This is a genomic window from Pseudarthrobacter sp. NPDC092424, from assembly GCF_044754925.1.
Taxonomy (GTDB): domain Bacteria; phylum Actinomycetota; class Actinomycetes; order Actinomycetales; family Micrococcaceae; genus Arthrobacter.
This window is the reverse complement of record NZ_JBIVQC010000009.1, coordinates 1-20,076: the sequence shown is the minus strand read 5'-3', so window position 1 is coordinate 20,076 and position 20,076 is coordinate 1. Positions and strand designations below refer to the sequence as shown.

At 68.4% G+C, this 20,076-nt stretch carries 16 protein-coding genes; 11 read left to right on the top strand and 5 right to left on the bottom strand.

Annotated features, from left to right (window positions below; all coding sequences use genetic code 11):
- The first annotated feature begins 22 nt into the window (after positions 1-22).
- The gene (locus tag ACIQCN_RS12780; protein WP_400611257.1) at positions 23-571 is read left to right on the top strand and encodes a GtrA family protein; all 549 of its coding nucleotides are present in this window, start codon (positions 23-25) and stop codon (positions 569-571) included.
- Positions 572-585: 14 nt separating this feature from the next.
- Here the strand turns inward: ACIQCN_RS12780 and ACIQCN_RS12775 are convergent, their stop codons facing one another.
- Positions 586-1,284: a TIGR03089 family protein gene (locus tag ACIQCN_RS12775; RefSeq protein WP_400605869.1), complete on the bottom strand. Its 699-nt coding sequence runs from the start codon at positions 1,282-1,284 to the stop codon at positions 586-588.
- A 302-nt stretch (positions 1,285-1,586) separates the two neighbouring features.
- Here ACIQCN_RS12775 and ACIQCN_RS12770 point away from each other — a divergent pair, with 302 nt between their 5' ends.
- The 3 genes from ACIQCN_RS12770 to ACIQCN_RS12760 are packed head-to-tail and all read left to right on the top strand — an operon-like array spanning position 1,587 to position 7,178.
- On the top strand, positions 1,587-2,117 hold the full coding sequence (locus tag ACIQCN_RS12770; protein ID WP_400605871.1) for a WhiB family transcriptional regulator: 531 nt from the start codon (positions 1,587-1,589) through the stop codon (positions 2,115-2,117).
- 29 nt (positions 2,118-2,146) lie between these two features.
- Positions 2,147-5,503 carry a glycosyltransferase gene (locus ACIQCN_RS12765; RefSeq protein ID WP_400611307.1) on the top strand — a complete coding sequence of 1,119 codons (3,357 nt, stop codon included), beginning with the start codon at positions 2,147-2,149 and terminating at the stop codon, positions 5,501-5,503.
- The gene (locus ACIQCN_RS12760; protein WP_400611256.1) at positions 5,496-7,178 is read left to right on the top strand and encodes a DUF5719 family protein; all 1,683 of its coding nucleotides are present in this window, start codon (positions 5,496-5,498) and stop codon (positions 7,176-7,178) included. The genes ACIQCN_RS12765 and ACIQCN_RS12760 overlap by 8 nt, the downstream gene beginning before the upstream one ends.
- Before the next feature lie 106 nt (positions 7,179-7,284).
- Here ACIQCN_RS12760 and ACIQCN_RS12755 read toward each other — a convergent pair whose 3' ends face one another.
- Positions 7,285-7,797, bottom strand: a complete 513-nt coding sequence (locus ACIQCN_RS12755) for a metallopeptidase family protein (protein WP_400605875.1) — start codon at positions 7,795-7,797, stop codon at positions 7,285-7,287.
- A 116-nt stretch (positions 7,798-7,913) separates the two neighbouring features.
- Here ACIQCN_RS12755 and ACIQCN_RS12750 point away from each other — a divergent pair, with 116 nt between their 5' ends.
- From ACIQCN_RS12750 to ACIQCN_RS12730, 5 genes are all read left to right on the top strand, one after another.
- Positions 7,914-8,303, top strand: a complete 390-nt coding sequence (locus ACIQCN_RS12750) for a DUF3499 domain-containing protein (protein ID WP_400605877.1) — start codon at positions 7,914-7,916, stop codon at positions 8,301-8,303.
- Between the two features lie 78 nt (positions 8,304-8,381).
- Positions 8,382-8,621: a Trm112 family protein gene (locus ACIQCN_RS12745; protein ID WP_400605878.1), complete on the top strand. Its 240-nt coding sequence runs from the start codon at positions 8,382-8,384 to the stop codon at positions 8,619-8,621.
- Positions 8,622-8,709: 88 nt separating this feature from the next.
- Positions 8,710-10,176, top strand: coding sequence for an adenosylhomocysteinase (gene ahcY, locus ACIQCN_RS12740; protein ID WP_400605880.1), 1,467 nt, complete (start codon positions 8,710-8,712; stop codon positions 10,174-10,176).
- Between the two features lie 63 nt (positions 10,177-10,239).
- Positions 10,240-11,475, top strand: a complete 1,236-nt coding sequence (locus tag ACIQCN_RS12735) for an Ig-like domain-containing protein (protein WP_400611255.1) — start codon at positions 10,240-10,242, stop codon at positions 11,473-11,475.
- A gap of 153 nt (positions 11,476-11,628) precedes the next feature.
- Positions 11,629-12,891 carry a TIGR01906 family membrane protein gene (locus ACIQCN_RS12730; RefSeq protein WP_400611254.1) on the top strand — a complete coding sequence of 421 codons (1,263 nt, stop codon included), beginning with the start codon at positions 11,629-11,631 and terminating at the stop codon, positions 12,889-12,891.
- On the opposite strand, the gene ACIQCN_RS12725 is transcribed toward ACIQCN_RS12730, so the two are convergent.
- Together ACIQCN_RS12725 and ACIQCN_RS12720 are read right to left on the bottom strand one after the other, a co-directional pair.
- The gene (locus ACIQCN_RS12725; RefSeq protein ID WP_400611253.1) at positions 12,888-14,717 is read right to left on the bottom strand and encodes an AMP-dependent synthetase/ligase; all 1,830 of its coding nucleotides are present in this window, start codon (positions 14,715-14,717) and stop codon (positions 12,888-12,890) included. The genes ACIQCN_RS12730 and ACIQCN_RS12725 overlap by 4 nt on opposite strands.
- A gap of 61 nt (positions 14,718-14,778) precedes the next feature.
- Positions 14,779-16,437 carry a dolichyl-phosphate-mannose--protein mannosyltransferase gene (locus ACIQCN_RS12720; RefSeq protein ID WP_400611252.1) on the bottom strand — a complete coding sequence of 553 codons (1,659 nt, stop codon included), beginning with the start codon at positions 16,435-16,437 and terminating at the stop codon, positions 14,779-14,781.
- A 47-nt stretch (positions 16,438-16,484) separates the two neighbouring features.
- Between ACIQCN_RS12720 and rsmI the strand changes: the two genes are divergently transcribed.
- Together rsmI and ACIQCN_RS12710 are read left to right on the top strand one after the other, a co-directional pair.
- On the top strand, positions 16,485-17,360 hold the full coding sequence (gene rsmI, locus ACIQCN_RS12715) for a 16S rRNA (cytidine(1402)-2'-O)-methyltransferase (protein WP_400611251.1): 876 nt from the start codon (positions 16,485-16,487) through the stop codon (positions 17,358-17,360).
- 187 nt (positions 17,361-17,547) lie between these two features.
- Entirely contained in the window at positions 17,548-19,047 is a 1,500-nt protein-coding gene (locus ACIQCN_RS12710; protein ID WP_400605892.1) for an NAD-dependent succinate-semialdehyde dehydrogenase, read from the top strand.
- Here ACIQCN_RS12710 and ACIQCN_RS12705 read toward each other — a convergent pair.
- Complete coding sequence (locus ACIQCN_RS12705) at positions 19,035-19,979, bottom strand: DUF4129 domain-containing transglutaminase family protein (protein ID WP_400611250.1); 945 nt, start codon at positions 19,977-19,979, stop codon at positions 19,035-19,037. The genes ACIQCN_RS12710 and ACIQCN_RS12705 overlap by 13 nt on opposite strands.
- Between the last annotated feature and the right edge of the window lie 97 nt (positions 19,980-20,076).

Below are 20,076 nucleotides of genomic sequence, written 5' to 3'. Positions count from 1 at the left end.
GTTCGTACGGCCATGGAGGGTCATGTTTAGCGCACTTGCAGATCGGATCCGGGGCCTTGCCTCGCTTTTTTGGCGCGAGGTGGCAAAGTTCGGCGCCGTCGGCGGTGTGGCGTTCGTCATCGATAACGGTCTGACGTATTACCTCATGCACGGGCCGATGTCGGACAGTGAAGCGAAAGCCCGCTTTGTGGGCGCCACCGTGGCCACCATCTTCTCCTGGATCGCCAACCGGCTCTGGACGTTCCGGCACCGCCGGCAGGCCAACGTGGCCCGCGAATTCCTCATGTTCGTCCTCATTAACGGCATCGGTATTGGCATTTCCACCGGCTTCACTGCCCTGGCCAAGTACGGCATGGGCATCACGGACAAGAACATGCTGTTCTTCGCCGGCGTGGCGGGCATCCTGGTGGCAACAGTGGTGCGGTTCTTCGCTTACCGCTTCCTGGTGTTCAACAACGAACTGGATGCCGAGCCGGAGTTCTCCCACGACCACGAACTCATTGAGCTGCATCCGCACCGCGAACCCGCGGCGGCCCCCGAACCGCAGCACGGCATGGAGGAAACCCGCTGACCTGCTGAGCCGGCCTAACTGCCGTGGATGCGTTCGGCGGCGAGCAGCTTCTCCGTCAGTGCCGCATCCGCATGGGTAAGCACCACTGAACCGTCACGCTCCCAGGCGCCCAGGGCGTTGGCCAGCGCCGGCTCCAGGCCCTCCGCGGCAGCCACGTGGAGCCTGGCGCCGTCCTCGTGGCCGGCCGCGAAGCCGGTCAGCAGGTCCCGGTGCCGGTACTCGGTGCCGTCTGCGCCCACCAGCGCGCGCGAATCCGGGTCCGGATCCGAATGCGCCATGAACACGTCCCCGTGGGAGCGCACTTCCGCGGCATAGTCCAGGCAGCCGGCCGCGAGCGCACCCGGCCACCGCATGGCCAGCGCGGGAAGCGCGACGGCGATAACGGCGTCGTGCGTCCCGTCCGCCGCTTCGGGACGGCTGGTGGCCAGGAACTCAGCCTCCCCGCTGCCCAGGACGGTTTCCAGTCCCACCTGCCAGCCGGCCAGCGCCCATACCAGGGCCTTCCAATGGGCCGGCAAATCCAGCCGGAGGCGCATCCCCGGTTCGGCGTCGAGTTCGTCCTGCAGGAGGTTGGCGGTCTTGGCAACCCAGTTGTCCAGGACCCGTCCGGAGAGCTCCACCCGCTCGGAGTCCGGCCCGTACCAGGTCAGCCGCGGGGCGGTGGAGTTGCCTGAACGGAGCCGGGCCATGAGGTCTCTCGCGGGAATAGTCATGGCTCCATCCTGCCACCCGCCCCGGGTGCGGGTCACGGCGCGCAGGCAGGGAATTTGGGCGCCCGGCGGGTGTGATCTTAGTCTCGTACGCTGACGGCCGCGGCCCGCCGGTCGAAGCCCCGAAAAAGTCCGGGCGTGGCGTGCATCCGTAAACGGGGAGGGATTGATTATTATCCCGGGACGGCTTGACTCGCCCTAGTTACACGCGTGTAATTAGAGATCTAAGGCAGCTGCCTAATTGCCGGCACACAACCGAGTGTCCACGCAGAAGGGCAGGCGCCGCAACACAGGAGGGTCGCCACATGGGGCAGGCAGAGCTTATCCAGGAAGATGCCGCAGTAGCCGGTCAGGCCACCGCGAAATACCGTGCACGGGGGGTGCCGGGGGATTGGTATATCGACCCCGCCGACCCCCTCGCTGCCGAGCGGTTCAACAAGAACGTGGAAGGGGCCCTGGAGGACCAGGCCACCGCGTTCCTGGCCGCCCACGAGGCTTTCCTGGACGGGGGCGACGAGCCGGAGGAGAATCTGGATCCGCCCATGGAGCTTGCCGCAGGCGCAGGCCAGCCCGTGTGGATCGGTCTGCCGCTTCAGCAGGACTTCGACGATGAAGGCGAACTTGGCTGGCAGACGGACGCGCTGTGCGCCCAGACGGATCCGGAGGCGTTCTTTCCCGAAAAGGGAGGTTCCACCCGTGACGCCAAGAAGGTCTGCGGCGCATGCAACGTCCGCTCGCAGTGCCTGGAATACGCACTGGCAAACGACGAGCGGTTCGGTATTTGGGGAGGCCTGTCCGAGCGTGAACGCCGGCGGCTGAGGAAGCGAGCACTCTAATTCACCAGGAAGTACACGTCACCGCCGTGGTGGTCGCACACAACGGCAGTGACTATCTCCCCAGAACCCTGGCGGCCCTGGCGGACCAGACGCGTCCGGCGGACCGCGCCATCGGCGTTGATGCCGCGTCCTCGGATGATTCGCTGGTCCTCCTGGAACAGTCGCTCGGTCGGCCCAATGTCATCAGCACTTCACGTGCAAAGGGAGGCATGGGGGCGGCGGTTTCCGCCGGGCTCTCGGCCTCCGCTCCGTGGTCCGGCTCCGCTGCGGGACGCACCGAATGGATCTGGCTGCTCCACGACGACGCGGCGCCACATCCTGACGCCCTCGCGGAACTGCTGGGCGCCGTCGAACGCGCGCCTTCGGTCACGGTTGCCGGCTGCAAGCAGCTGGACTGGCACATGGAGCGGCGCCTGATCGACGTCGGGCTCTCCACCAGCCGCTGGGCGGAACGGCTGACGCTCATCGATGCCGAGGAAATGGACCAGGGCCAGTATGACGGCCGGAGCGACACCTTTGCGGTGAACTCCGCGGGCATGCTGGTCCGCCGTGACGTCTGGGAGCAGCTGGGAGGGTTCGACCCCGCACTGCCCGGCAGCGGCGACGACGTGGACTTCTGCTGGCGCAACCGCCTCGCAGGACACCGCGTGGTGGTGGTGCCCAGCGCCCGGATGTACCACGTGGCGCACCGGCCTCACGGCCTGGGCAGTCCGGCGGCCGCCAGGAAGGCCCAGATCCACCTGAGGCTCAAGCATGCGCCCCTCTGGATGGTTCCGGTGCACGCCGCCGGCGCCTTCGTCGGCAGTCTGGTCCGTCTGGTCTTCGGCGTGCTGGTCAAGGATCCCGGGCACGGATTTGCCCAGATGCTCGCCACCTGGGCTGCACTGGGCCGGCCCCGGGCCATCGCCAGGGCACGTGCCGCCGCACGCAGGACGCGGCGGATCCGGCGCTCCGTGATCCGCAAACTCCAGACGCCCCGCCGCGAGGTCTGGAGCCACAGGCGCTCCCTGATGGAAGCCTTCGGCTCGGATACTGCCGGCGACGATCTTGAACAGGACCCCTTGGCTCTCCAGCCCAGCGGGGACTCCGCGGACGACTTCGCAGCACTCGCCACCACCAGGCGCGGCTGGGTGGGAAACGGGGCCGTCGCAGCAGCCGGGATCGGGACGGTGGCCTCCGTGCTTGCGCTGGGCGGCCTTTTCCGCGCCGAAGCTGCCTCCGGCGGCGCCCTGACTCCTGTCTCGGCAGGCCTGGGGGAGATTTGGCAGCACGCCTCGAGTTGGTGGATCCCGGCGGGGGCCGGGCTACCTGGCCACGGAGACCCGTTCGGTTACGTGCTCTGGCTCCTGGGAGTGCTGGGCGGCGGTAACGCCAACGCGGCCATCGTATGGCTGCTGCTCCTGGGCACGCCGTTGTCCGCTTTGACGGCATGGTTTGCCGCGGGCTCCCTTACCGCCCGACGCCGGCTTCGCCTGATTGCTGCGCTTTGCTGGGCAGCCGCTCCGGCGCTGCAGGCGGCCCTGAACCAAGGGCGTGCAGGAGCCCTGATTGTCCACATCCTGCTGCCGCTGCTTGTCCTGGCGCTCCTCCGGGCCACCGGATCAGTCGCAGGGCACGGCCGGTTCGCGCTGCCCGCGGCCGAGCCGCCTCCGGTCAAACCGGGGGTCAACGGCACGCCGTCCTGGACGGCCGCGGCCGCCGCCGGTCTGGTCCTCGCCGTGATTACCGCGTCGGCGCCGTCGCTGCTTCTGCCCTCCGCGGCGGTCATTGCCCTGTGCAGCATGGTGCTGCGCCGGCGCGGCCGGACGCTGTGGTGGGCCCTGCTGCCCGCCGCTGCACTGTTCATTCCGTTCGGGCTGTCCGTGCTTGACCGGCCGCGCGCCCTCCTGGCCGACCCCGGCCTGCCCATTGACTTCGCCGCGGCGCCGCTCTGGCAGCAAGTGCTGGGACAGCCGCTGGCGTTCGATTCCGCAGGCGGGCTGCGTGGACTTTCCCTGTTCCCGCCGGGCGGTCCGCCCTGGGCGCTCATTCTGGCGCTCCTGGTGGGACTGCCCGTACTGGCCTTAGCTATGGCCGGCCTTTTCGTTCCCGGCCGGCGGGCGCTCCTGGCCCGCGCTCTGTGGGTTGCAGGGATTATATTCCTGGCCGGCGGATGGCTGGCCGGCCACGTTGCCACGGGGCTCAACGCTGACGCCCTGGTTTCGCCGTTCAGCGGCCCGGCCGTTTCGGCCACCACGTTGGCGCTGCTGGGCGCTGCCCTGATCGGTGCGGAATACCTGCTGGCCCGCGCCCATCGCCTTGACCAGCCGGGCCGTCGCCGGCTCGCCGCCAGGTCCGCCGTGGCGCTGGCCACGCTGGTCCTCGTGGCCGGCCCGCTGGCCGGCATGGCGGCATGGTCCGCCCAAAGCCTGCTGCGTCCGCCCAGTGCCGCGGCGCTGCAGGATCCGGAGGCGGCAACTGAGACTGCCGTCCAGCAGGCGGGCGCCGCGCGGACTGATACAGGCCCGGGACCGTTGGGCGCCGCCCCGCTGGTGGAAGCCACCGGCACCCGGACGCTGCCCGCTACGGCCATCGACAGGGGCACCGGGCCGGAACAGACCCGGACACTGCTCATCAGCACCCGGCAGGACGGCGGGTTCGAGGCCAGCCTGGTCAATGGCGCCGGAACCAGCCTTGACAGCCTCTCCACCATCGCCGCAGCCCGGAACATCATGGGCGCCCCGGGCACGGAAGCGGTCCGCGAAGACGACGCCGCCACTGCCGCCCTCCGCCGCGTGGTGGCCACCCTCGTGGCAGGGCAGGGCGTGGATCCACGCGAAGACCTGGAACAGCTGGGCGCCGGTTTCGTGGTGCTGCGGTCCGCGGACACCGCCGCTCAGCTGACGGCCAGCCGGCTGGATGCGGTACCGGGCCTGGCAGCTGTGGGCCAGACGGACGTGGGTTGGCTGTGGCGGGTCACGCCCCTGAACCAGCCGGCCCTGCAGCCAGCGGACATCACCCACAGGGTACGGATCGTGGATGCTGAAGGCGCCGCCATCGCCCTGGTGCCGTCCGCCCCGCAGAGCGTGGACGCTCCGGTGGAGACAGGGCCGGAAGGACGCCTGGTGGTACTGGCCGAACGGGCCGACCCGGGATGGAGTGCCTGGCTGGACGGGCGAAAGCTGACCGCCACGACGTCGGGCTGGTCCCAGGCATTCACGCTGCCGCCGTCCGGCGGCCAGCTCACCATCCGCTACCAGAACCCCTGGGCGGCGTGGTCCGCCGTAGGCCAGGCCGTTGTCATCGGCCTGACGGTGCTGCTGGCCATTCCCATGCCTGCCCGCCGCGTCCGGACCGGTCTGTCACGTGATGAGGGCTCCCTGCGTAAGGAACACCAGAATGCATGAGCACACCGGATCCCCGGCGGCAGCGGAGCACAAACCTGCAGCCGGCGACGATACGTCCCGGGGGAACCTTCCGACACCCGGCGCAAAGCAGTCGGGGGGCGAAAAGCGGGCGCGGAAAGCCGTCGTCGGAAGCGTGGCCTCGGCCCTGCTGGTGCTGGCCGGCGCCGGGGCCGTGGTCGTTGCGGGATCGGCCCTTCCGCCGGTGGAATCCAGCCGAACCGTTCCCCCCGCTGCAGCAGCCGTTCCGGCCGGAGCAAGCCAGGGGGTATGCGCGGGTCCGGCGCGCCTGCTCGAAGGGACCCAAGCCGGCACGGACCCCCAGTTCAGTCCGGAATCAGCAACCGCCGCCACCTCCGTGACGGGCGCGGTGCTGAGCGCTGCCGGTGTACTGCCGCCCAGCCGCCTGGCAGGGCTGGACGGCAGGACCACCGTGGAACTGGCCAAGGCCGGGGACAAAGCGGCGGCGGAGCAACGGGCCCAGAATCTCCTGGCCGGCGTGGTGGCAGCCCGTCCGGTCACCGGCCCAAGCGTCCTGACCGCTGATCCGCTGGCCAACCAACAGGCGTCGGCGGCCGGAGCGATGAAGTTTTCCGCTACGGACGGTGACCTTCAGGGCTCCGCTGCCGCGAACTGCCTGCGGCCATCGAACGACCAATGGCTTGCAGGGGCCAGCACTACCGTGGGCAGGACCTCCGTGCTGGTCCTGACCAACGCTTCCTCCACGCCGGCAACGGTCAGCCTGGAACTCTTTGGCAAAGCAGGCCGTATCCAGGCGCCGGGCAGCCGCGGCCTGCTGGTGGCACCCAAGACCACGCGCTCTGTGGTCCTTGCCGGCCTGGCGCCCGCCGAAGCGCAACTTGCCGTGCATGTGCGCAGCACGGGCGGCCCGGTTGCAGCCGTGATCCAGCAGAGCACCCTGCGCGGGCTCACACCGGGCGGACTCGACTTCATAGCGCCGGGTGCAGCGCCCGCGGTGCGGCAGGTCATGCCCGGCGTGGACATCCAGGACCCTGCCGGGATTGAATCACTCATGGAGAACACCGGCTACGAAGATGCGGGTCCGGTGCTCCAGTTGACCGTCCCCGGCCCGTCCGACGCCGTAGTGGAGGTCAAACTGCTGGGGCGGGACGGGGAGAAGACCCTGCCCGCGGGCGGAGTGGTTACGGCCAAAGCAGGAGCAGTCACGGAAGTCTCGCTCGCAGGCGTCCCCGCCGGCCAATACACCGTTTCGGCGTCCTCTGACGTGTCCTTCGTCGCCACGGCCCGCATGGGGCGCGGGCTGAAAGCAGGCACTGCCTCGGATATGGCATGGGCCCCTTCCGGGCTGCGGCTCGGGAGCCAGCACGTGGTCCCTGTTCCGCCTGGCGGTACCCGCCGACTGGTGTTTGGGGTGCTGGACACCCGGGCCACCATTACGTACGCCGCCATCACGGCGGACGGCAAGGTGCACGCACCCGAATCGGCTGACATTGCCGGCGGCACGACGGCGGCCGTTACCGTCGCGGAGAAGGTGGCCGGCTCAGGCGTGGTGGGCTACGTGGTATCCGCCTCCGGCGATGCCGCCTACGGATCCGTTGTGATCTATGGCGCGGACGGACGAAACGACATTTCTGCTCTGGGCCTGTTGCCAGCCGCGGCGGGCCAGGAGACGGTGCCGGTGAGAGTTGGCTACTGAGTGATGCCGGCGGCGGCGGGTTTTTTGTGGGCCCGCAGTTCAGTTACTGCCCGCAGTTCAGTAGTGCCCGAAGTTCAGTAGGTGCGAAGTTCAGTAGGTGCGCAGTTCAGTAGCGGCGCCGGTATACCGGGTCCAGGGTCTCGGGGGCGACGCCGAGCATCTCGGCGGTGTATTCGACCACAACGTCGTGCACCAGGTCCTGGAGTTCCTCCAGGCTGGAACATGCCTGCTCCACCACCCGGCGGTAGACCGTGATCATGGGCCCTTCGCCGCCTGACGCGGGCGTGTATGCGCCCATCGGTGCCGTGGCCGAGTCCGCCGCAAGTCGTTCCAGGTCCGGCGGGATTTCGTCCACTCCAAACCGGACGCCGTCCAGCGTGCGGCCCCAGATGTCGTGGAGACGCTGCGCCGAATCGAGGACCAGGTCGTCGAACCGGTCGGACCGCGTGCGGTAGCCCGGGTGGGTGGGAAGCATGATTTCGCCGCGCAGGCCGCGGCCGTGGCGGTTGCGCCTCCGCCGGGCAAAGCTGCGGACCTGGCCGGCAGTTCCCGGATCCGTGCCGGCATCCGGGTCAGCCAACCGGACCGTAAAGCGTGATTCATGGTTCGATGACTGCATACATTGACTGTAAACCCGGCCGCAGCAATGCGCGATATACCGGGCGGCAGCCACACCGGGCCGTTTCCGAGGGCAATGCAGGGCTTTGTCACGCGCAGGCAGTACGCTGGGATGTCGTGGGAGCTATCCGTCAGTGTTCAAGATCTGCCTGCCGCCAGTCAGCGGTAGCCACCCTGACGTATGTCTACGCAGACTCCACCGCCGTCCTGGGGCCGTTGGCCACCTACGCTGAACCGCATTGTTACGATTTGTGCGCCCAGCATGCAGATTCGCTGACCGTGCCCCGCGGCTGGGAAGTGATGCGCCTGGCAATGCCCACCACCCCGCAGCAGCCGGGACCGGATGACCTTTTGGCCCTCGCCAACGCGGTGCGGGAAGCCGCGGCCCGCCCGGCCCGCGCCCCGGAGCCCCAGGGGCAGCGGGGAGCCCCGGAGGCCATCGATGCCCCCGCCACCCAGGACGGCGTCCGGCGCGGCCACCTGAGGGTGCTGCGCGAACCTTCCTGATGCCCATGTGACGGTAGGCTGGAATCTGAACACCAGTCCGCTACCGGCGCCTGCGCGCCCGTCTGGGAGCACGAAGAAATGCCAAAGATTACGCCTGCCCTCATCTCCGTCCTGCGATGCCCCGTGACGGGCTCCGCCCTGGTCCAGGAGGGCGAGGAACTGGTGGCCACGGCGTCGGACGCTTCAGGCAGGAAGCCGCGCTACGCGATCGAGGACGGAATCCCGCTGCTCCTGCCGCCCGAACTCATGGCTGCTGCCAGCGCCGCGGGCTCGGACCAGCACGACGCCGCCGCCGGCACGGCGCCGGGACCCGCCTAGCCAGACAACCCGCACATAACCGGGCGCCGCCGTCGGCGTCCAAAACCCCGGGCGGACCCTGCCGCCGGGCCGAACAAAGGACCCACCCATGGCTTTTGATTACAAGGTTGCCGACATCTCCCTGGCGGAGGCCGGACGGCACCAGATCCGCCTGGCGGAGCACGAGATGCCCGGCCTGATGTCGCTGCGCGAAGAGTTCGGTCCAACCCAGCCGCTCAAGGGCGCCAGGATTGCCGGTTCCCTGCACATGACGGTGCAGACCGCCGTGCTCATCGAAACCCTCACTGCACTGGGTGCCGAGGTCCGCTGGGCCTCGTGCAACATCTTCTCCACCCAGGACGAGGCCGCCGCGGCCGTTGTGGTGGGCAAGGGCACGCCCGAGGACCCGCAGGGCGTTCCCGTGTTCGCCTGGAAGGGCGAGACGCTGGAGGAGTACTGGTGGACTGCCGAGCAGATCCTCACCTGGCCCGGCGCCGGCTCCAACCCCGAACTGGGACCGAACATGATCCTGGACGACGGCGGCGACGCCACCATGCTGGTGCACAAGGGCGTGGAGTTCGAAGCGGCAGGAAACGTGCCGGCTGCCGGCCCTGAGGATTCCGAGGAATACGCCATCTTCCTGGACGTGATCCGCCGATCCCTGGCAGCAGATCCGCAGAAGTGGACCCGTACGGCCTCCACTATCAAGGGCGTCACCGAGGAGACCACCACGGGCGTCCACCGCCTCTACCAGCTGGCTGAGCAGGGCAAGCTGCTGTTCCCGGCCATCAACGTCAACGATTCCGTCACCAAAAGCAAGTTCGACAACAAGTACGGCATCCGCCATTCGCTGCCGGACGGCATCAACCGTGCCACCGACGTCCTCATGGGCGGCAAGGTCGCCGTCGTCTGCGGTTACGGCGACGTGGGCAAGGGCGCGGCGGAGGCGCTGCGCGGCCAGGGCTCACGTGTCATCGTCACCGAGATCGACCCCATCTGCGCGCTCCAGGCAGCCATGGACGGCTATCAGGTTGCGCGGCTCGAATCGGTTCTGGCCCAGGGCGACATCTTCATCACCACCACGGGAAACAAGGACGTCATCATGGCCGAACACATGGCCGGGATGAAGAATAAGGCCATCGTGGGCAACATCGGACACTTCGACAACGAGATCGACATGGCCGGCCTGGCCCGGGTCCCCGGCATCAGGAAGGTGGAAATCAAGCCCCAGGTCCACGAATGGGTGTTCGAGGAAGGCAGCGACGCTGAGCGGTCCATCATCGTCCTGTCCGAAGGCCGCCTCCTGAACCTGGGCAACGCCACCGGGCACCCGTCGTTCGTCATGAGCAACTCGTTCGCCAACCAGACCATCGCCCAGATCGAGCTGTGGACCAAGAAGGACCAGGACGAGTACGCCCACGAGGTCTATGTCCTGCCCAAGGTCCTGGACGAGAAGGTGGCCCGGCTGCACCTCGATGCCCTTGGCGTGGAGCTGACGGAGCTCAGCAAGGACCAGGCCGAGTACCTGGACATCGACGTGGCCGGCCCCTACAAACCCGAGCACTATCGTTACTAAGAAGTGAGTGACCCGGGTGCCACGTGCACCCGGGTTGTTACTTTCAGCGCCTAGGATCAGAAGATGCAGTCCCAGCCCGGCCGACGCACGGCAACCCTGAAAAAGATCCTGGTCATCGCCGCGGTGTGCCTCCTTGCCGCCGCAGGCGGCGTGTTTGCCGCTGTGGCGCCCGGGCTGGCCGGTCCGTCGCTGGAATCCGAGTCAGTGTCGGCCGTGCGGACTTCGCCCGGAATTGCCACGCCGGTGATTCCACCGGTGGCCGCCGAAGCCAGGCCGGCGGACGGCGCCAAGCAGGTGAACCCTGCCGCTCCGGTGTCCCTGCGGGTGGACAACGGCACCATCGAGCGGGTGAGCCTCACCAGCACCTCCGGTGAAACGGTGCCCGGCAGCATCGACGCCGCCGCCACGGGTTGGAAGGCCACTGCTCCGCTGGCATTCAACACGGACTACAGCTACACCTATGTGGTCAAGGACACTGCCGGGCGCGAGACGAGCACCACGCGGTCGTTCAGCACCGTCTCCAGTTCCCATGAGGCGGACGCGGCGATCTATCCGCTGGACGGCATGAAGGTGGGCGTCGGCCAGCCCCTGCAGATCATCTTCAGTGAACCGGTTACCAACCGGGACGCTGTGGAGAAGGCCATCAGCATCACCAGCAGCGCCGGCCAGAAAGGTGCTTTCCACTGGCACAGCGACACCATGGTCCGCTACCGGCCGCAGAACTTCTGGACGGCGAATTCGAAAATCACCATGGACATGAAGCTGTTCGGGGTTGACCTGGGCGGCGGTCAGATCGCCAACTTCAACAAGAAGGTCAACATCGCCATCGGGGACAAGAAGGTGGCCATTGCGGACGCAGCCGCCCACACCTTCACGTTGAGCATCAACGACAAGCCGGTCAAGACCCTCCCGGTCAGCATGGGCGACGAGCGGTTCCCCTCCGCCCGCGGATACGGCGTGCTCATGGAGAAGAAACGGTACGACCACTTCCGTGCCTCGAGCATCGGCCTGAAGCCGGGCGACCCCGCCTACTACGGCAACGTCGACGTGGAATACACCATCCGGCTGACGCTTAGCGGAGCCTACATCCACCAGGCCCTCAAATCGGCCTACCCCTACATCGGCAACAAGAACGTCTCGCACGGCTGCATTGGCTTCGCGCCCGCCGGCGCTGCCTGGGTCTTCGAGAACATGGGCACGGGGGACGTTGTGAACATCATCAACACCAAGGGCGACTACGCCGCCCATGACGACGGTTACGGCGACTGGAATATTCCATGGAGCGAATACGACAACTGACCGGAGGCCCCTCGCCAGGCCGGTGCCATATCGTTGTAAACGGTCCGGGGTGGTCCTCCGCAGGGCATCGCCGACGAACGATAGGCTCGTCAACAGAAAACGGGCGACGGCGGAACACCGCCCGGCGCCAAAACCGACGGAAGTGACGCTGCTGTGAAAGACGAAAAACCGGCCCGCGACAAGAGCGCAGGACCGGCCCCGGAACCGGTTATGGACACCTCGGCGGACTCCGACGAGCCGGCGTTCTCCTGGATGACGCCGGCAGCGCCCCGCACTGCCGGGAGCGGCACGGAAACGGGCACGGCCGGAACAGGCAAGGAAACGGGTGCGGCCGGGACCGGCACGGAAACGGGTGCGGCCGCGCAGGCGGCGGGCCCGGGACCGACAGCTGCGGCTGCTTCGGCGCCCGACGCGGCAGGGGACGGTCCGGTCCAGCCGGAAACCCGTGCCGAACGCAAAGCGGCTGACGCCGCCGTCGGCCCTTCCGCATCCGGCACTTCGGCCGCTGTTGCGGCGCCCGGGCAGGGCAGCACCGCAGTCTTCCAGGAACCCCTGGCCACCTCAGCCCTCCAGGTCCGCCCGCCCGAGGACGAGGTGGCGCGCCGCTATGCGCAGAGGGACAGTGCCGCCAACGCCAAGCCGGCCGCTCCGAGGCTGATGCAGGTCCTGTTGGCACTGTTCTTCCCCGTCATCCTCCTGGTCCTGGCCGTCCGCGCCGTCACCAGCCCCTTGTTCCTCTGGGTGGAGTACAACCGCCCCGGATTCCCCGGCGACGGTTATGGCTTCAGCACCGATGACCGCATGACCTACGGCTCCTACGCCGTGGACTACCTGAGCAACTGGGCAGGTCCCCGCTACCTGGGAGACCTGGTGAACCGCAGCGGCGAGCGCCTGTTCAAAGACGGCGAAGTCAGCCACATGGCAGACGTCAAGGCGGTGATCCTGTCCTCGTTCGGCGCGGGCGCGCTGCTGGTGGTGCTGAGCATCATTGCAATCCTCTACCTGCGGAAGCGCAGCACCGGCGGCGTCCGCCGGGGGCTCTTCGCCGGCTCCATCATCAGTCTGGTGACCATCCTGGGCCTGGGCACGTTGGGCGTGCTGGGCTGGCAGCAGTTCTTCACCGAGTTCCACCGGGTCTTCTTCGCCGACGGGAGCTGGACTTTCAGCCTGGGGGACACCCTGATCCGGCTGTTCCCGGGCCAGTTCTGGGTGGACGCCGGGATCGTCATTGCCGCCTTGGTGCTGATCGCGTCCCTCGTGACCCTGGTACTGACCTGGCCCACCCGCCGCCGCCGTGGCCTGCCGCCCCGCGAACCCAAGGCGGACAAGGAACCCAGGGCGGACAAGGGGCCGAAGCCCGCGAAGCAGTCCAAGGAGCCTAAGGCCATGAAGGAACCGAAGGCCGGTAAAGCCTAGGCGTAAAGCCGCCTGATTTCCGCGGCGAAGTCACGGATCACGTCCGCGCGCTTGAGCTTCAGGGACGGGGTCAAGTGGCCGGATTCTTCGGTGAATTCCGCATCAAGGATCGCGAAGCTGCGGACGGACTCGGCTTTGGAAACCAGGCGGTTGGCCCCGTCCACTGCCTCCTGGACAGCCGCCCGCACCTCAGGGTCCGTCACGGCGTCCGCGACGGGCAGGGGCGGGAGGCCCCGTTCGGAACGCCAGTCGGCCAGGCCCTCCGGGTCCAGGGTGACCAGGGCTGAAACGAAGGGCCGGCCATCGCCCGCCACCACTGCGTGGGCCACCAGTTGGTGGGCCCGGATGGCGTCCTCCAGCGGCCCCGGGGCGACGTTCTTGCCGCCGGCTGTGACCAGGAGGTCCTTCTTCCGGCCGGTGATGGTCAGGAAGCCGTCGCTGTCCAGCTCGCCCAGGTCTCCCGTGCGGAAGAAGCCGTCCACGAAAGCCTCGGCATTGGCGGCAGGGTTGCCGTGGTAGCCCCGGAAGACTCCGATGCCCTTGACCAGGACCTCGCCGTCCGGCGCCACCCGGACCGTCGTGCCCGGAATGGGGATGCCGACCGAGCCGACGCGGGTGCGTGAGGGCGTGTTCACCGTGCACGGTGCCGTGGTCTCGGTAAGGCCATAGCCTTCCAGGACGGGGACGCCGGCGCCGCGGAAGAAGTGCGCGTCCCCGGCGGCCAAGTGGCTCGCCCCGGACACCGTGTAACGGATGCTGCCGCCCAGGGCCTGGCGCAGGCGGGGATAGAGGAGCCGGTCAAATACTGCATGCCGGGCCCGGCACAGCAGCCCCGGCCCGTTCCCCTCGCCCCGGCTTTTCCGGTCCTGTTCCTGCGAATACCCGATCGCTGTGGCGGAGGCGGCCCTGAACAGCCGCGACTTCCCGGCCAGCGCCGCCTTATGTCCGGCGGCTGCCCGCACTTTTTCGAAGATCCGCGGCACTACCAGGAGGAAGGTGGGACGGAACGTGCCGAGATCCTCCAGGAGGCGGGCGGCCCCGGGCGTGTGGCCCAGGGTCGCGCCGGCGGTCAGGCACACCACCTGCACAGCGCGGGCCAGGACGTGCGCCAGGGGGAGGAACATCAGTGTCCGCGCCTGCTCCTGCTGGAGGATTTCGGGCAGGAACGCCACGATGTTCTTGGCCACCAGGGCGAAGTTTCCATGCGTTATCTCGCAGCCCTTTGGATTGCCGGTGGTGCCCGAGGTGTACACCAGCGACGCGACGTCGGCCAGGCCCGCCTGGCTTCTGTGCCGCTCCAGCTCGGCGTCGCTCACCCCCGCCCCCGCTGCGGCGAGGCTGGCAAGGTTGGGGGCAGCGCCGTCGTGCTCCATGCGCACCACGGTGACGAGCCGGTCCTGCAGGCCTTCGGCCCCGGCGAGAACCCCGGCAACCAGCTCCGCCTTGGCGGCATCTTCGGCAAAGACCCGCCGCACGTTGGCGTCGCGGAGGATCCATTCCACCTGATGCGGCGAGGACGTTTCGTAGATGGGGACCGTGACACCGCCGGCGAACCAGATGGCGAAATCCACCAGGGTCCACTCATACGACGTCCCGGACATAACCGCCACGGCATCCCCGGCTTCTAGCCCGCCCGCAATCAGCCCCTTGGCCAGCGCGCTGACCTCCTCACGGAATTTGTGGGCCGGAACATCAATCCAGCCGTTGGGCCCGTTGCGGCGGTAGAGGGGGTGCGCGGCGTTTGCTGCCTCCTGTTCGATGAGCAGATCCGTGACGTTGCTGTCCGGGTCAAGCTCTACGAGCAGTTCAGTGCTTGCTTCTCTCACGCAGGTCTCCGTTCCGCTGCCGCGGCAGCGGCTCCTTCAGGGGGTCTAATGCCATCTTTCCCTAGATCCAGGACGGCATCCACATCCGGGCTTTCCAGTCCGTGTAGGGAATTACCTCTGCGGCCCAGACGGGGTAAAAGAAGGCGGACAGCAGGATGGCCGCCGCAAGGAACACGACGGCGACGTAGAGCCCGGACCGGCGGCGCCATAACGGATCCGTGGACCGTCCCAGCACCAGCCCCAGGCAGTAAACGAGCGCAAGGACCAGGAATGGTTCAAACGCCACCGAGTAGAAGTAGAACATGGTGCGTTCGGGGTACATGAACCACGGCAGGTACCCGGCGCCCACGCCGGCGAGGATGGCGCCGGCGCGCCAGTCGCGCCGACCGGCCCACCAGAAGAGCAGTACCACCAGGGACACGGCTGCCGCCCACCAGATCAGCGGGTTTCCCACCGACAGGATGGCTGAGGAGCACTTGTCCACGTCGCAGCCGGGGGTCCCGCGCGCCGGGTCTTCGTAGAAGAACGACGTCGGCCGGCCCAGTACCAGCCAGCTCCAGGGGCTTGCTTCGTAAGGGTGGTCAGAACCCAGAGCCTGGTGGAAGTTGTACGCCTCCAGGTGGTAGTGGGCCAGGGAGCGCAGGGAATCGGGGAGCCAGCCCCATTCCGGCGACGGGTTCCCTTCGGCCCAACGCCGGAAGTAGGCGTCCGTCGAGCGGAACCACCCGGTCCAGGTTGCGGCGTACACGGCAGCGGCCACCGGCACCATGGAGAGGAACGCGGGGAGGCCGTCCTTGATGATGCCCCCGCTGATCCAGCTGTGGATTCCCGCCACCCGCCGTGCGTTAAGGTCCCACAGCACCGTCATGATGCCAAAGGCGGCAAGGAAGAAGAGGCCGGACCACTTGGTCCCAACGGCCAGGCCCAGGCAGATTCCGGCAACAATGCGCCACCAACGGATGCCGGTAAACGGCCCGGCAGCCAGCGCCATGGCGGGCGGACGGCCACCGTTGCCGGCAGCGGCGCGTGCCAGCCTGGAGGCCAGCAGGCGCCTGCCCTGGTCGCGGTCCAGCAGCAGGGCGCCGAATGCCGCGAGGATCCAGAACATCAGGAAGATATCCAGCAGCGCCGTCCGGGACATCACCAGGTGGTGGCCGTCCACCGCCAGCAGCAGCCCGGCTGCCCCGGCCAAGGGAAGGGAACCGAAAAGCTTCAGCGCGACCAGGGACAGGAGCAGGATGGACAGTGTGCCGGTCAGGGCGGCGGCAAACCGCCAGCCGAACGCATTGTCCGGACCGAACACCCACATCCCCGCAGCGATCATCCACTTGCCCACCGGCGGATGGACCACGTATTCGGGGGAGTCCAGGAGGCCGGCGGGGTTGCCGGAATTGAACGCGTCATTGGCCTTGTCCGGCCAGCTGCGCTCGTACCCGCTGACCAGGTAGGAGTAGGCATCCTTGACGTAGTACGTTTCGTCGAAGACCAGTGTGCCTGGAGTGCCCAGCCGGACGAAGCGCAGGATGCCTCCGACGGCGGCAGCCAGCACGGGCACCAGGAAGAACCACAGGCGCAACGACGGCGGGTAGTCCCGCCAGCTCCGCACGGTGCCGAGGAGGCGGGCCCGGAGCGCCTCCGGGGTGAAGGCCTCGTCGGGTCGGTTCAGCCAGTCTTGTCCGGCCCCGGCCGGCCGGGTCGAGGTCTGCGTCACGAGCCCCATGCTACCTTTTGGCGCTGCAGGCCGCGTGCGGCAGTAGGCTGGTGGGCGTGGATCCTAACCCCAGCCCCCTCCCCGTCACCGGTCCGGCTACCGCGGGGCGCATTGTCCTCGCCGCCACTCCCATCGGAAACACGGGTGACGCGTCGGCCAGGCTGGTGGAACTGCTGGGCACCGCGGACATCGTGGCGGCGGAGGACACCCGCCGGCTGCACCGCCTGGTCCAGAGCCTCGGCGTCACCGTAGCCGGGCGCGTCATCAGCTACCACGAACACAACGAGGCAGCGAAGACGGCCGAACTGCTGGAACAGGTCCGCTCCGGCAGCACCCTTGTGATGGTGACCGACGCCGGCATGCCGTCCGTTTCTGACCCCGGCTTCCGGCTGGTTGAGGGCGCCGTCGCGGCGGGACTGACGGTGACGGCCGTTCCGGGGCCATCCGCCGTGTTGACGGCCCTGGCGCTGTCCGGATTGCCCACGGACCGGTTCTGCTTCGAGGGGTTCCTGCCCCGGAAGGCGGGGGAGCGCGCTTCCCGCCTGGCGGACCTGGCGGACGAGCGGCGCACCATGGTGTTTTTTGAGGCGCCGCACCGGCTCGAAGTTATGCTGCGCGCCCTGCGCGAGCGGTTCGGCCCCGAGCGGCCCGTGGCCGTCTGCCGGGAACTGACCAAAACATATGAGGAAGTACTCCGCGGCACCCTCGCCGATCTGCTGCAGTGGGCGGAAACCAATGAGGTGCGCGGCGAGATTGCCGTGGTCCTCGGCGGCGCGCCGGACAAGGCGCCGGGCACGCCCGAAGACCATGTCGCGGCGGTCAACGGACTGGTTGCCCAGGGAATCCGGCTCAAGGAAGCGGTGGCTGCGGTGGCCGAGGATGCCCGCGTCAGCAAGCGGGAGCTGTACGCGGCGGTGCTGGCCGCGCGGTGACCCGGGCGGCCGGCAGCGCCCACAGTGGATGACTGTGCACCTGCACAGCAGGCGCCGCCGTCCGCAGTGCGCCGCGGCGTAGACCGGCTTCCGCGGCGGCAGTAGTCTGGCAGTAAATCAGCCCGCCGGCTCCGGACCGTCCCGGTTCCTTCACAGCGGGCGCCACCATACTGACGAGGGAGTCACCGTGACTGTCACCGCATCCCAGGCCGTTACCGCCGACCGCGAAAGCCGCCTCCTGGCCACCGTCCCTACCGGCCTCCTGATCAACGGTGAGTGGCGCGACGCGGCGTCAGGGAAGACGTTCGATGTCGAGGACCCCGCCACCGGGAAAGTGCTGCTCAGCATTGCCGATGCCGGCGCCGAGGACGGGGCCGCCGCCCTGGATGCTGCCGCAGCCGCGCAGGAGTCGTGGGCCAAGGTGCCGCCGCGCGAGCGGGGGGAGATCCTGCGCCGGGCCTTTGAGCTGGTTACCGAACGGGCCGAGGACTTCGCCCTGCTCATGACAATGGAAATGGGCAAGCCCCTCGCGGAGGCCCGCGGTGAGGTCACTTACGGTGCCGAGTTCCTGCGCTGGTTCTCAGAAGAAGCCGTCCGCGCCTTCGGCCGCTACTCCCTGTCTCCGGATGGCAAGTCCCGGCTGCTGGTCACCAAGAAGCCGGTGGGACCCTGCCTGCTCATCACCCCGTGGAATTTCCCGCTGGCCATGGCCACCCGGAAGATCGCACCGGCCGTCGCGGCAGGCTGCACCATGGTCCTCAAGTCCGCCAACCTCACACCGCTGACCTCGCAGCTCTTCGCCGCCGTCATGATGGAGGCCGGCCTGCCTGCGGGCGTCCTGAACGTCATCCCCACCTCCACCGCCGGTGCCACAACGGGGCCGCTGATCAGGGATTCCCGCCTCCGGAAGCTGTCCTTCACCGGTTCCACCGAAGTGGGGCGGCGCCTCTTGGCCGATGCCTCCGGCACCGTGCTCCGGACGTCCATGGAACTGGGCGGCAACGCACCGTTCCTGGTGTTTGACGATGCCGACCTCGACGCCGCAGTGGCCGGTGCCATGCTCGCCAAGCTCCGCAACATGGGCGAGGCCTGCACGGCTGCGAACCGGTTCATCGTGCACGAGTCAGTGGCAGCGGAGTTCGCCGAGAAGTTCGCGGCGAAAATGAAGGAGATGACCACTGCCCGCGGTACAGAGCCGGAATCCAAGGTTGGCCCGCTGATCGATGCCAAGAGCCGGGACAAGGTGCACGAGCTGGTGTCCGACGCCGTCTCGTCCGGGGCCAGGGCTGTCCTGGGCGGAGGACCGGTGGAAGGCCCGGGCTACTTCTACCAGCCCACCATCCTCTCCGGGGTCAGCGAAGGAACACGGATCCTGTCCGAGGAGATTTTCGGTCCCGTGGCGCCCATCATCACCTTCAAGAGCGAAGATGATGCCGTCCGCCTGGCCAACAACACCGAGTACGGGCTCGTGGCCTACGTCTTCACCAGGGACCTGAACCGGGGCCTCCGCATGGGGGAGCGGCTGGAAACCGGCATGCTGGGCCTGAACGCCGGCGTGATCTCCAACGCCGCAGCCCCGTTCGGAGGCGTCAAGCAGTCCGGCCTGGGCCGCGAAGGCGGCCTGGAAGGCATTGAGGAATACCTGTACACGCAGTACATCGGCATCGCCGATCCTTACGCGGGATAGCGCGGTAACCCCAGCAATGACGCGGCGGCGCGTCCGGCCGCCCGGAACGGTGCGCTGAGCCAGCGGCCCAGCCGGGCGGTCACCGACGGCGGCAGCCACTCCGCCCGGAGCCGCTGCCCGGGGGTGGCGTTCGCCCTGAGCGCCGCCGCCAGGGCATCTATGCGGCCCGTGACCTCGTCAATCACGCCGTCCTCGGGCACAGCCTTTTGCGGAGCCTGCACCGAACCGGATGCCGCCGGCGCGGCAGGAGGCCCATACTCGTGGCGTTCAAACTCCGCGGTGAGAACCTGGACGGTTGAGTACGCCTGGCGGTCCGGGCCGTCCGCTCCGGCGAGCAGGGAACCGCGGAAACGGGACGAATATGCCCGCGGCGTCTCGCTGGCCTCGGGCGGCAGTCCGTAGTCCCTGCCGAGATCCACCAGTTCCCGCCAGCCGGACCCGGGCGAGCCTGCAGCCGCCTGGCGGATCCGGTGCCCGCGGATGCCCAGCCGGACCATCCGCGGAGCCGCGGCCAGCAGGAGGATTGCCAGCACCGCGCCCACTCCGGCGGGCCACGGGCCCGGCCCGGGCTGCCCGGAAGTGCCGGCGCCTGCATCGACTCCCGGAACCGGCTCTGCGGTTTCGGTGGCCGATGCGGTGGGTGCGGCCGTTGCGCCCGGCAGGAGGTCCGGACCGTTGTCCAGGTTACCCGGGGCGGTCGGGGCCGACGCTCCCGTGGCGTAGGACGGGACAACTCCGCGCGAGGGCGTGGGCTCGAACGGTACCCAGCCCAGGCCCTGGAAGTACAGTTCGGGCCAGGCATGGGCATCGCGTGCGTCCACCTCGTATTCGGGAAGGTCACCCTGGCCGGCAACGGTGACGGTGGCACCTGTCAGCCTGCCGGGCGCGTATCCCACCGCGATCCGGCTGGGGATGCCTTCCAGCCGGGCCATTACCGGCTCTTCGGAATCAAGGGTGTAGCGAGGGTCTGAAACCTCCGGCCTCGAGCAGGCTCCTGGCTGTGTAGTTCGCGAGGTTGCGGAAGCCGAG